Annotated in this window: 12 protein-coding genes; 10 read left to right on the top strand and 2 right to left on the bottom strand. The window is 62.1% G+C overall.

Annotation, left to right across the window (positions count from 1 at the left end):
- Nucleotides 1-124 precede the first annotated feature (124 nt).
- Entirely contained in the window at nt 125-1,072 is a 948-nt protein-coding gene (locus B9Z41_RS01580; RefSeq protein ID WP_158236112.1) for an NAD(P)-dependent oxidoreductase, read from the bottom strand.
- Between the two features lie 157 nt (nt 1,073-1,229).
- On the opposite strand from B9Z41_RS01580, the gene B9Z41_RS01585 reads away from it, so the two are divergent.
- Genes B9Z41_RS01585 through B9Z41_RS01610 form a run of 6 tightly spaced genes read left to right on the top strand, consistent with a single transcriptional unit; the run spans nt 1,230 to nt 7,531 of the window.
- Nucleotides 1,230-3,542 carry a xanthine dehydrogenase family protein molybdopterin-binding subunit gene (locus B9Z41_RS01585; RefSeq protein WP_369823267.1) on the top strand — a complete coding sequence of 771 codons (2,313 nt, stop codon included), beginning with the start codon at nt 1,230-1,232 and terminating at the stop codon, nt 3,540-3,542.
- Between the two features lie 18 nt (nt 3,543-3,560).
- Nucleotides 3,561-4,028 (top strand): (2Fe-2S)-binding protein, encoded by a 468-nt coding sequence (locus tag B9Z41_RS01590; RefSeq protein ID WP_100144316.1) that lies wholly within the window; start codon nt 3,561-3,563, stop codon nt 4,026-4,028.
- A 13-nt stretch (nt 4,029-4,041) separates the two neighbouring features.
- The gene (locus tag B9Z41_RS01595; RefSeq protein ID WP_100144318.1) at nt 4,042-4,833 is read left to right on the top strand and encodes a xanthine dehydrogenase family protein subunit M; all 792 of its coding nucleotides are present in this window, start codon (nt 4,042-4,044) and stop codon (nt 4,831-4,833) included.
- Nucleotides 4,830-5,735: a MoxR family ATPase gene (locus tag B9Z41_RS01600; protein WP_100144320.1), complete on the top strand. Its 906-nt coding sequence runs from the start codon at nt 4,830-4,832 to the stop codon at nt 5,733-5,735. Before B9Z41_RS01595 ends, B9Z41_RS01600 begins: the two co-directional genes overlap by 4 nt.
- A 17-nt stretch (nt 5,736-5,752) precedes the next feature.
- Nucleotides 5,753-6,910, top strand: a complete 1,158-nt coding sequence (locus B9Z41_RS01605) for a VWA domain-containing protein (RefSeq protein WP_100144322.1) — start codon at nt 5,753-5,755, stop codon at nt 6,908-6,910.
- Nucleotides 6,911-6,943: 33 nt separating this feature from the next.
- Nucleotides 6,944-7,531, top strand: a complete 588-nt coding sequence (locus B9Z41_RS01610) for a CoxG family protein (RefSeq protein WP_100144324.1) — start codon at nt 6,944-6,946, stop codon at nt 7,529-7,531.
- Here the strand turns inward: B9Z41_RS01610 and B9Z41_RS01615 are convergent.
- The gene (locus B9Z41_RS01615) at nt 7,516-8,508 is read right to left on the bottom strand and encodes an amidohydrolase family protein (protein WP_100144326.1); all 993 of its coding nucleotides are present in this window, start codon (nt 8,506-8,508) and stop codon (nt 7,516-7,518) included. The two genes, B9Z41_RS01610 and B9Z41_RS01615, sit on opposite strands and share 16 nt — an antisense overlap.
- A 74-nt stretch (nt 8,509-8,582) precedes the next feature.
- Between B9Z41_RS01615 and B9Z41_RS17190 the strand changes: the two genes are divergently transcribed.
- The 4 genes from B9Z41_RS17190 (at nt 8,583) to B9Z41_RS01630 (ending at nt 11,624) form a co-directional block, all read left to right on the top strand.
- Nucleotides 8,583-9,302 (top strand): DUF1016 N-terminal domain-containing protein, encoded by a 720-nt coding sequence (locus B9Z41_RS17190; RefSeq protein WP_233202456.1) that lies wholly within the window; start codon nt 8,583-8,585, stop codon nt 9,300-9,302.
- Nucleotides 9,239-9,484 carry a PDDEXK nuclease domain-containing protein gene (locus B9Z41_RS17195; protein ID WP_233202487.1) on the top strand — a complete coding sequence of 82 codons (246 nt, stop codon included), beginning with the start codon at nt 9,239-9,241 and terminating at the stop codon, nt 9,482-9,484. The genes B9Z41_RS17190 and B9Z41_RS17195 overlap by 64 nt, the downstream gene beginning before the upstream one ends.
- A 112-nt stretch (nt 9,485-9,596) precedes the next feature.
- Nucleotides 9,597-10,568, top strand: a complete 972-nt coding sequence (locus B9Z41_RS01625; protein WP_100144328.1) for a tripartite tricarboxylate transporter substrate binding protein — start codon at nt 9,597-9,599, stop codon at nt 10,566-10,568.
- Nucleotides 10,569-10,586: 18 nt separating this feature from the next.
- Nucleotides 10,587-11,624: an amidohydrolase family protein gene (locus B9Z41_RS01630; RefSeq protein WP_100144330.1), complete on the top strand. Its 1,038-nt coding sequence runs from the start codon at nt 10,587-10,589 to the stop codon at nt 11,622-11,624.
- Nucleotides 11,625-11,626: the final 2 nt, after the last annotated feature.

Genomic DNA, 11,626 nt, shown 5'->3' on the forward strand with positions numbered 1-11,626 from the left:
CAACTCCAGTGCTGCGCTCTAAGCCTGCAGTAGCCGAGCTAGTGCCTTAAATGATTATTCGTAACGTGCCAATGATTTCATTCATTGCCGCCCTTCTGGGTTCTTAGCTTTAAGTTGGCAACAACTATTGTGATGAGGAAGGGAGGACACTCTCCAACCCCGCCATCCGTCCCAACACCTCGGCGGTCGACGCCGTGTCATGCAGGGCCAGGCCCTGCGCCATGGCTGCGGTGTAAACCGACGCACAGGCATTGAACACCGGGGTGGGGCAGTGGAGCGACTTGGCCATGTCGCCAATCACCTGCATGTCTTTTTGCCACACCTCCACCTTCATGGTGGGTGGGGTGTATTGCTGCTTGACCATCATGTCCATGCGCAAGCGCATCACGCCCGTGCCCAGCACCGGGCTGGGGCCAAACAAGTCCAGCATTTGCTGCGGGTCCAAGCCCATCTTGCGTGCCAGCGTCACCGACTCGGCATAGGCCACGTTGTAGATCGCCACCAAGTGGTTGGCGGCGTACTTCATCTTGGTGCCGTTGCCATAAGCGCCCACGTGCGGCACGCTGTCGGTGAAGGCATTCAAGATCGGCAAGGCTTTTTGGAATGCTGCCTTGGGGCCACTGGCATAAATGGTCCAGGCGCGGTCTTTCATGCGCACGGCGGTGCCGCTGATGGGGCAGTCCAGCGCGGTCACGCCCACGGCTTTGAGCGCTTTTGCGCAATGCATCTTGTCGGCCAAGGGCAGGGTGCTGGTCTCAATCACCAAGGGCGTGTGCTTGCTCTTGGCTGCGGCGTCCGCCAGCGCTTGCGTGACTTGCCGCAGCGCGTTGGAGGTGGCCAGCGACACGATCACGATGTCGGATTGGTCGCTCACCGCCTGCACGCTGGCCAAAGCCCGACCGCCATGGCTTTTGAGCCGTGCTTTGGCGGCAGGCGCAATGTCAAAGCCACAGACCTTGAAGCCTTGGCGCAACAACTCTTCGGCCATGATGCCGCCCATGATTCCGAGACCGACGATGCCGATGCGGGGTGAGTTGTGGGCAGGTGTTGGGCGTTTTTTGGGGGATGTCAAAGCAGTGCTCCACGGGTTGTGAGGGGATTGATTGGGGGATGAACAAATTATCAACACCTGCATAGGCTCCTCGTGGTGTTTGACACACCTGTGTGACACCGGGGCATTCTTCGGGCGATACACTCGTTGCAGTTAACCAACCCACGGGAGCTTGAACTTGGTCTCAACAACGACACGGTTTGGCAGCGGACAAGCTGTTCAACGACTGGAAGACGAGCAGTTGCTCAAAGGTGCGGGCATCTACGCCAACGACGTGACGCCGCAAGGCCAAACGCGTTTGTGCTTTGTGCGCTCTTCTTATCCCCATGCACGCATTGTGTCGATCGACACCTCCGCCGCGCAGGCCATGCCCGGTGTGCGCCTGGTTGTCACCGGCCAGCAGCTGGTCGACGAAGGTCGCCCTGCCATGCCTGGCGTGGCCAATTTCACGCGTGCAGACGGCACGCCCGCCGCCACGCCGGTGCGTCATATCTTGGCGGTGGACCGCGTGCGCTACGTGGGCGAACCCGTGGTGGCCGTGGTGGCCGACACCGAACAACAAGCGCGTGACGCGGCAGAGGCCGTGCAGATCGATTTTGACGAGCTGCCTTGCGCTGTGACCCTGACCGATGCCCTCAAGCCCGGCGCGCCTTTGATTTCTGACGCGCCCGATAACCGAGTGGCCGAAACCCGTTATGGCGACCGCGAAGCCGCTGCCAAAGCCTTTGCCTCGGCGGCCCATGTGGTCGAACTCGACATCACCAACCAGCGCTTGGCCGCTTTGACCATTGAGCCCCGCAGCGTGGTGGCTTCCATCGACGCCGGTCGTCTGGTGGTGCGCATGAGCTCGCAAATGCCTACCGCCGTGCGCGGTGCGGTGGCGGGTTTGTTGGGCCTCAAGCCTGAGCAAGTGCGTGTGGTGGTGGGGGACGTGGGTGGCGGCTTTGGCATGAAGACCGGCCCTTACCCCGAAGACCTGGTGGTGGCTTACTGCGCGCACCGCTTGCAATTGCCCGTCAAATGGATTGCCGACCGCAGCGAAGACTTCTTGAGCAGTTCGCACGGGCGTGACATCGAATCGCACGCCTCGCTGGCCTTGGACGCGAGCGGCAAAATTTTGGCCCTGCGCATTGAAAACAACGCCAACGTGGGCGCCTACGCCGTCATGACCGGTGTGGCCATTCAGCTGTTGATTGGCCCTTGGGTGCAAACCAGCGTGTACGACATTCCGCTGATCGACTTCCACTTCACGGGCGTGTTGACCAACACCGCCAGCACCGGTGCATACCGGGGTGCGGGTCGCCCCGAGGCGATCTACAACATCGAACGCTTGATGGACGAGGCCGCGCGCCAAACCGGCATCGACCGCATTGCCTTGCGTCGCCGCAACTTTGTGCAGCCCTCGCAGATGCCCTACAAAAACCCCATGGGCCAAACCTATGACGTGGGCCACTTCGAGTCCATCATGGACCAAGGCTTGGCCCTGGCCCATTGGGACAGCTTTGAGCAGCGCGCCGCTGCGTCGGCCCAACAAGGCCTGTGGCGCGGTTTGGGCGTGGCCACTTTCTTGGAGTGGACAGGTGGCAACGCCCTGGAAGAAAACGTGCATGTGCAAGTGCTGGCCGATGGCGTGATCGAGGTGTTCACCGCCGTCAACGCCATGGGGCAGGGCATTGCCACCTCGCTGGCGCAACTGGTGGTGGACGTGTTTGGCGTGCCCCTGTCGCAAGTGCGCGTGGTCATGGGCGACACCGACCGTGGCAACGGCTTTGGCAGCGCGGGTTCACGCTCGCTGTTCACCGGCGGTTCTGCCGTCAGCGTGGGGGCCAAGCAAGCCTTGGACAAAGCCCAAGAGTTGGCTGCCCAAGCGCTGGAAGCCGCACCGCAAGACTTGCGCTACGAACAAGGCAGCTTCCATGTGGCGGGCACCGACCTCAAGGTCAGCCTGGCCGAGTTGGCCCGTGCCCAACCCAACCAACGCATTGAACTCAACTCCACCACCGCGGCCAAAGGCCCGACCTGGCCCAATGGCTGCCATGTGTGCGAGGTCGAACTCGACCCTCAAACCGGCGAAGTGCAGGTGGTGGCCTATGCCTCGGTCAACGACGTGGGCCGTGTCATCAACCCCATGATCGTGCGCGGTCAACTCGACGGTGGCGCCGTGCAAGGCATTGGCCAGGCGCTGCTCGAGCATGTGGTGTACGACGACGAGACCGGTCAGCTGCTCACCGGCAGCTTGATGGACTACGCCGTGCCGCACGCCGACATCATGCCCACCCTGTTTGTCACCGAGATGGACCAAAGCATCCCGTGCAAAAACAACGTCTTGGGCGTCAAAGGCGTGGGCGAGTTGGGCACCATCGGTGCCACACCCGCCGTGGTCAATGCCGTGGCCGACGCCCTGGCCCGCCATGGCCGTGCCGACTTGGCCCCCCAGCTGCAAATGCCGCTGACCCCTTATCGCCTGTGGCGCTTGATGCACGCGGCTTGAAATCAAAAGGACACATCGATGCAGGTTTCTCTCCACGTCAACGGTAAAGCCGTGACCCTCGACGCCGCACCCAACACCCTGTTGGTGCAGGCCATCCGTGAACACATGCAACTCACCGGCACCCATGTGGGCTGTGACACTGCGCAGTGCGGTGCTTGCACCGTGCTGATGAACGGCAGCTCGGTCAAGTCGTGCAACGTGCTGCTGGCGCAAGCCCAAGGCGCGCACATCACCACCATCGAAGGCTTGGCCCAAGCCGACGGCACGCTGCACCCCATGCAAGCAGCGTTCAAAGCCTGCCACGGCTTGCAGTGCGGCTTTTGCACCCCCGGCATGGTGATGAGCGCCGTCGACCTGTGCCAGAAAAAGCCAGACGCTTCGGCCCACGAGATCCGCGACATGCTCGAAGGCAATTTGTGCCGCTGCACGGGTTACCAAAACATTGTCTTGGCGGTGCAGCAAGGTGCTGCCGCCATGAAGGCTTGAAAGGGGGCCCCACGTGTACGCATTCACCTACGAACGTCCCACCACCCTGGCGCAAGCCGTGAGCCATCTGCAAGCCGGCGGTCAAGCCTTGGCCGGCGGCCAGACGCTGCTGGCGTCCATGAAACAGCGCTTGCTCGCGCCTGAACAGTTGGTCGACTTGGGCGCACTGCCCGAACTCCAAGGCGTGTGCCAAGACGGCGACCACTTGGTCATCGGCGCTATGACGCGTCACCAAGACGTGGCCAACAACGCCTTGGTGTGTCAACACTTGCCCGGCTTGGCGGCACTGGCCAACGGCATTGGCGACAAACAAATTCGCGCCATGGGCACCTTGGGGGGCTCAGTCGCCAACAACGACCCTGCGGCTTGCTACCCCAGCGCGCTGCTGGCCTTTGGTGCCACCGTGGTCACCAACCAGCGCAGCATCGCCGCAGAAGACTTTTTCCAAGGCCTCTACAGCACAGCCTTGGAGCCGGGCGAGTTGATCGTTGCCATTCGCTTCCCCCTGGCGCAACGCGCCGCCTATGCCAAGTTCAAGCAGTCTGCTTCGCGCTTTGCCTTGGTCGGCGTGTTTGTGGCGCAGACCTCAACCGGTGTGCGCGTGGCCATCACCGGCGCAGGCAACGGTGTGTTCCGCCATGCCGGCCTGGAAGCTGCGTTGAGCCAAAGCTTCACGCCCGAGGCGGTGGCGCAAGTGGCCATCGACGCTTCCGACCTCAACGGTGACTTGCACGCCAGCGCCGACTACCGTGCCCACTTGATCACGGTGCAAACCCAACGTGCGGTGCGCCTGGCCCTGGCATGAGCGCAGCGGCAGCACTTGCCAGCATTGACGCACTGACCGAGGCCCTGGCCGCCCATGGCTACTGGGCCGACCGGCGCCTGGCCACCACGGTGTTTCTGGCACTCACCTTGCAGCGCCCCTTGCTGCTCGAAGGCGAGCCGGGGGTGGGCAAAACCGAGCTGGCCAAGGCCTTGTCCAAGGTGCTGGCGCGTCCGCTGATTCGCTTGCAGTGCTACGACGGCATCGAACAGCGCGAAACCCTGTACGAGTGGAACCACGCCGCCCAGCTCTTGCACATGCGCGCCGCGCACGACAGCGCCACGCCTGAGCAACTCGAGCGCGAGATTTACCAAGAGCGCTACCTGATTCACCGCCCGCTGTTGCAAGCCTTGCAAACCCCAGCCCCTGGGGCGGTGCTGCTGATCGACGAAGTAGACCGCGCCGACGAGCCCTTTGAAGCGTTTTTGCTGGAGTATTTGGGCGAGTACCAAATCAGCATTCCCGAGTTAGGCACGGTCACCGCACAGCTGCCGCCCATCACCTTGCTGACCAGCAACCGCACCCGTGAGCTCAACGACGCGGTCAAGCGCCGCTGCTTGTACCACTGGATGGACTACCCCGAGCGCGAGCGCGAGTTGGCGATTTTGCGGGCCCAGGTGCCGCAAGCCAGCCAGCAACTGACCCAGCAGGTGAGCGACTTTGTGGCCCAGCTGCGCAGCCAGGCCCTGGCCGCGCACTTTGCGCGCGTGCCGGGCATTGCCGAGAGCGTGGAGTGGGCCAAGGCTTTGGTGGCTTTGCACACCACCGCGCTCGATGCCACGCGGGTGCAAGACACCGCCGGCCTGTTGTTCAAGCAGCGCGAAGACGTGGTGGCCCTCAACGACCTGTTGGCGCAACTGCTCAGCCCCACCGCACACGGCTGATCAAATCCACCACTCGTATGTTGGCGCTTGAGAACCTAGCCGCGTTTGCACGGGCTTTGCAGCGCGCGGGTGTGCCCATCGACAGCGCCCGAGTGGCCTTGGCCGCCCAAGCCGCGTTGCAGGTGGGCGTGACCCGCAAAGAAGACCTGCGCTTTGCACTCGAAGCCGTGCTGGTGTCACGGCCCCAAGACCGGGCCGTGTTTGAGGCGGTGTTTGATGCGTTTTTTCGTGCCCCTGGTGATGCCTCGGCGCTCTCGCTGACGCTTGAAGAGGCATCGCCCGCGCGCGATCAGCCCGAACCCTCCGCCGCCCAGCGCCGTGCGCAAGAGGCCTTGGCCACACCTGCCGTGGCGCAGCCCACACACGAGCGCTCTGACGCGCCAAACGACGACCCCTTGGCGCTGCGCGCCAGCGCCTATGCGCGCTTGCGCCAGGCCGATTTCAGAAGCCTCAGCGCCCAAGACGTGCGCCACATGCAGCGCTTGTTGCGCGACGTGCCCCTGGACCTGCCGCAAGTGCGTGGTCGGCGTTTGGCCGCCAGCGGGCAGGGCACACGGCTCGACTGGGCCCGTGCCATGCGATGGGCGGCACGCCACGACGGTGAGCTGGTGCGTCTGCCGCATTTGCAACGCCGCCAACAAGCTTTGCCCCTGCTCATCTTGGTGGATGTATCGGGCTCGATGGCGGTGTATGCGCGCTGGCTGCTGGCGTTCTTGCACCAGGCCACGCGCAAGGTGCCACGTTCGGTGTTTGCCTTTGGCACCCAGTTGACCGACTTGAGCGCCGCTTTTCGCCAGCCCGACACCGACACCATGTTGGAGACGGTCAACCGCACCGTCACCGACTATGGCTCGGGCACCCGCCTGGGCGACGCCCTGCATGGGCTGCTGACACAGCACGCACGCCAGCTGGTGGGTCGGCGTACTGTGGTGCTGCTCATCAGCGACGGCTTGGACACCGGCGAGCCCGAGGTGCTGGAAGTGGCCCTGCGCCAGCTCAAGCGGCGCACGCGGCGCGTCTTGTGGTTGAATCCTCTGCTGCGCTTTGCGGGCTACACGCCCTCAGCGCGTGGCCCCGAGGTGTTGAACCGTTGTGTCGATGGCGTGTTGCCCATCCACAACCTCAACAGCCTTGAAGACCTGGCGCACGCTGTGGCCCAGGTGGTGCAACACTGAACTGTGAACTGTGAACTGTGAACGGAGAATGAGATGGACATGCAAGGAAGCCGCACCCTGGCGGTGACGCAACAACAAGCCTGGGACGCGCTCAACAACCCCGAGGTGCTCAAACGCTGCATCCCTGGGTGTGACAAATTCGAAGCCTCGGGCGACAACCGCTACACCGTGGGCGTGGCGATCAAGATTGGCCCGGTGTCTGCCAAGTTCTCGGGCTCGGTTCAACTCAACGACATCGTGCCACCGCACAGCTACGCCTTGCAGTTCGACGCCCAAGGCGGCGTGGCCGGTTTTGGCAAAGGCGATTGCAAGGTAGAACTCAAACCCTTGGAGGCAGGCTGCGAGCTGCACTACACCGTGCATTCGCGCATCGGCGGCAAGCTGGCGCAAATGGGCCAGCGCCTGATCGATGGCGCGGCCAAGTCGCTGACCGAAGATTTCTTCAGCCGCTTTGAACAGGTGTTGAAAGACGACGCAGCTTCTGCTGACGCTCAAGGCAACGCATCCGATGAGGCCAGCGCCGTGGCAGCACAGGCTGCGTCTGCACCCACCACCGTGCCCGTGTGGGTCTGGGTGGCCGGTGCTTTGCTGCTGGCTGCGGCGGTTTACGTGCTGCGCTGAAGCAGCTTGGCGGCGTTGCCACCGGCGACGGCCGCCAAATCGTCGCCCTGTAAGCCAGCCTCTTGCAGCCAGGCCACCGGATCGGCTTCGCCCACGGGGTAGTCGCTGCCCATGACCAAGCGGTCTACCCCCACGCGCTCGATCAGCACCTGCAACACCTGCGGGTCGTAGACGCAGGTGTCGTAGTAAAAGCGGCGCAAAAACGCGCTTGGGCTTTGCCCGTCCATGTGACGGACGGTGTCCGGACGGTTGGCGGTGTTGCGGTCTAAGCGGCCCATGTAGTGGGCAAAGTAGCCGCCGCCGTGGGCCATCACCACCTTGAGGTGGGGGTGGCGCGTCATCACACCTTCGTAAATCAGCGAGGCCATGCACTTGGTTTCTTCGATCGATTGGCCCAGCGAGTTCCACAGCGCATAGCGCTGAAACCACGGGTCGCTCACACCTTCGGGGTGAATCCACGCGGTCAACTTGTGGGCGTCCAGCAAGGCCCAAAACGGGTGGTACAGCGGGTCGCCCATGTACACGCCTTGGTAGCTCGACGACATGTTGACCACCTGCAAGCCCAGCTGGCTGCTGGCGCGTTCCAGCTCTTGCATGGCGAGCTGAGGGGCTTGCAGCGGCAACACCATGCTGCCAATGAAGCGCTCGGGGTACAGCGCCACCCAGCGCGCGGCTTGGTCGTTGCAGCGCTGGCACAGCTTCAAGTCGGTGGCGGCATCGGCCCACGAGGTGCCTTGCAGCACCGTGCTGGCACTGACCACCGAGCGGTCGATGCCGCGTGCGTCCATGTCTTGCAAGATCGCTTGTGGGTCAAACATCTTGCCCATCAAGGCCTGTGCACCCGGGCGCGGCGCTTTGGCGGGCGTGGCCCCAAAGCCGGTGAACACCGTGCGGTTGGTGGAGGCCTCAAACACCTCGTGCTCCAACATGTGCACATGAAAGTCAATGACCAGAGGAGGGCGTGCGGCGTGGGGCATGGGGGGCAAAGTAGACAAGGGGTAACAGCAAGTGTGGATGCGGGCAATTTTCAACCACGTTGCGGTGCAACGGTGTGTTCCATGTGACTCCAACTCACACCATAAAGAGCGCTACATCACATCATAGGGTTTGGTATTTAAGTGTTATTCGAGTTGAGAAGTGCGAGGACGCTTTGCAAAAGAAAAAACCTTCAGAGAAAGACACGACCACCGCATTGGCCACACCCGAAGCAGCTCTCTACGCGCAGATTCAGCACGTGTTGCAGCAAGCGCGTCAGCGAGCCAAACGCAGTGTCAATCAAGTGATGGTCCAGGCCTATTGGCAAATCGGCCAGTTGATCGTGCAACACGAGCAAGGTGGGCAAGAGAGGGCTGTGTATGGGGCCAAGACTCTGCAAAGACTGGCAAAACGTTTGCAAATTGAATTTGGCAAAGGGTTTTCATTACCCAACTTGCGAAATTTCCGGCAGTTCTATCAGACCTTCACCGAAGATGAAATTCGCTACTCGACAAGTAGCGATTTGAGCTGGACGCATTTTCGTGTCCTCATGCGCATCTCCGACCCCGCCGCTCGCCAGTGGTACGCCCGTGAAGCGGTTGCCCAAACTTGGAGCGTGGCTGCACTGGATCGCCAGATCAGCACCTTGTACTACCAGCGCTTGCTGTCCAGCCAAGATCAGGAAAGCGTCAAGGCCGAAAACTCAGTCATCAAGACGTGGGCCAACTTGATATGTATGTGCGGGTGTTTGATGAGCAAATTCGGCAACAGGGTGACAACCCCACCATTGGCCTGATCTTGTGTTCCGAGCGCAACGAAGCTGTGGCGCGTTACTCGTTGTTGGCAGATAGCGAGAAGATATTTGCCAGTCGCTATCAGCCTTGGTTGCCCACTGAGGCTGAACTCCAAGTTGAACTGGCCCGCGATCGAGCCTTGATTGAAACCGCCCAAGCCGCAAACGACAAGCGAGGCGGGTAACTCGCAAGGGCGTTACACCAGCAGGCGCCGCAGCACACGTGCGACAAAGCGTCCCCCTGTCTTCGTCCACAATCGCCCCAAAAATAGTGGGTCTGAAGAAGGAGACACCCCCATGCGATCACGCGTATTAGCTGCCTGCCTGGCACTCACATCCTGGGCCTTGCCCCATGGGGCTGTCTTGGCACAAGACTTTCCCAATAAACCCATCCGCATTGTCGTGGGGCAGGGCGCGGGCGGGGGCATGGACACCTTGGCGCGCTTGGTGGGGCAGCGGCTGTCCACCAACCTGGGCCAGCCGGTGCTGGTGGAAAACAAGGTGGGCGCTGGCGGCATCATCGCCACCGACTTTGTGGCCAAAGCGCCGCCCGACGGCTATAGCTTGCTGATGGGGCCGATTGGCAACATGGTGTTCACCCCGGTGATGACGCCCAAGCTGCGTTACTCACCCACCAAAGACTTCACCCCCGTGTCGTTGGTCGCCACCTTTCCTTTGGTGCTGGTGGTCAGTGCCAAACAAAACATCCAGACCGTGCCCGAGCTGGTGGCGTTCATGAAAGCCAACCCCGCCAAGTCCAACTACGGCGGCTCGGGTCCGGCGTTTCAGTTTGCGTCGGAGTTGTTCCGTCTGAAAACGGGCACACCGGGCGAGTTCATTCAGTACAAGAGCATGAGCGAGACCATCACCGGCTTGATCGCGGGCGACTTGCTCATGTCGATGGTGGACACCGGGCCTGCCACACCGGCGATTGCGGCAGGGCAGTTGCGTGCGCTGGCCGTCACCTCGCCCACCCGTTTGGCCGCGCTGCCGCAAGTGCCCACCATGGCCGAGTTGGGGCTGCCCGAGGTGGGCTTTCGTTTCTGGACCGGCTTGTTCGCGCCTGCGGGCACGCCCGAGCCGGTGGTGAAAAAACTCGAAGCCGAGATCAACCGCATCTTGAAGTTGCCCGAGGTGGCCAGCCAAATGGCCACCATGCAAGTCACACCCACAGGCAGCACCTCGGCCGAGCTGGGCAAGTTGGTGGTGCAAGACCTGGCCCGCTGGGGCGCGGTCGCCGAGGTGGCGAAAATCAAAGCGCCTGAATAAAAAAACCGAGACCTTCACATGCCCCCTGTTTCTGCGTGCCACGGCACATGCTGCGGTGTTGATGTGCATGCGCATGTCATCCCCGCCGAATTCCCCCGCTACTTGGGCGATGTGGTGCCCAAGGGCTGGCCCTCGATGGCGCTGGGTGAGAACTGCCACCGCCACGTGATGATCGATGGCAAGAACTACCGCACTGTGTCTGACAAATGCTGGACCACTTCCAAGCGCTTGGCCGACTTCACCGAGATGGGCTTGGCCCAGCAAGCTGTGTCTCCCATGCCCGAGTTGCTGTCCTACTGGCTGGAGCCCGTGGCCGCACAACAACTGATTCGTTACTTGAACGAACACATCGCCCTCATGGTGGCCGAGTCGTCGGGGCAATTGCTGGGCTTGGGCGCGGTGCCTTTGCAGCACATGGACATGGCGCTCAAAGAGCTGCACTACATCAAGCACACGCTGGGGCTGTCTGGCGTGGAGATTGGCAGCAACATCAACGGTGTGGTGGTGGGTGACCCGCAACTCGACCCCTTCTTTGAAGCCTGTGAGGCACTGGACTTGGCAGTGTTTGTCCATGCTGTGCGCCCCACGGGCATGGACCGTTTGGTGGGCCCCGCACCCCTGCAACAAATCTTGGCTTACCCGTCTGACGTGGGCTTGGCCGCCGCCTCGGTGCTGACCAGCCAGCTCATGCTGCGCCGTCCCAAATTACGCATCGCGTTCAGCCACGGCGGCGGCACTTTGCCCATGCTGTTGCCGCGCTTGGAGCAGTCGATGTCGGTGTTCCCGGCTGTGCGTGAGGCGGTGGGCGTGTCGCCCAGCCAGCAGGTCAAGTCGCTGTACTTTGACGCCCTGGTGTTTGACGCCCCCACGCTGCGACACTTGGTGCACACCTATGGCGCAAGCCAATTGATGATTGGCACCGACTATCCTTTCAACTTCCACGACCACACGCCCGTGCAACGCATCCAAGATGCCGGCTTTGACGATGCGGTGGTGCAGCAACTGGTGGCCGGCAACGCCCAGCGTTTTCTGGCTTTGAATTCATACGGAAAGTAAAT

This window comes from Limnohabitans sp. JirII-31, from assembly GCF_002778315.1.
Lineage (GTDB): Bacteria > Pseudomonadota > Gammaproteobacteria > Burkholderiales > Burkholderiaceae_C > Limnohabitans.

Bases quoted from the DNA above. Each gene is read 5' to 3' on its own strand.
- B9Z41_RS01605 (WP_100144322.1), top strand. From the start codon at position 5,753: ATGTTGGCGCTTGAGAACCTAGCCGCGTTTGCACGGGCTTTGCAGCGC.
- B9Z41_RS01590 (WP_100144316.1), top strand. From the start codon at position 3,561: ATGCAGGTTTCTCTCCACGTCAACGGTAAAGCCGTGACCCTCGACGCC.
- B9Z41_RS01610 (WP_100144324.1), top strand. From the start codon at position 6,944: ATGGACATGCAAGGAAGCCGCACCCTGGCGGTGACGCAACAACAAGCC.
- B9Z41_RS01615 (WP_100144326.1), bottom strand. From the start codon at position 8,508: ATGCCCCACGCCGCACGCCCTCCTCTGGTCATTGACTTTCATGTGCAC.
- B9Z41_RS01625 (WP_100144328.1), top strand. From the start codon at position 9,597: ATGCGATCACGCGTATTAGCTGCCTGCCTGGCACTCACATCCTGGGCC.
- B9Z41_RS01600 (WP_100144320.1), top strand. From the start codon at position 4,830: ATGAGCGCAGCGGCAGCACTTGCCAGCATTGACGCACTGACCGAGGCC.
- B9Z41_RS01630 (WP_100144330.1), top strand. From the start codon at position 10,587: ATGCCCCCTGTTTCTGCGTGCCACGGCACATGCTGCGGTGTTGATGTG.
- B9Z41_RS17195 (WP_233202487.1), top strand. From the start codon at position 9,239: ATGTATGTGCGGGTGTTTGATGAGCAAATTCGGCAACAGGGTGACAAC.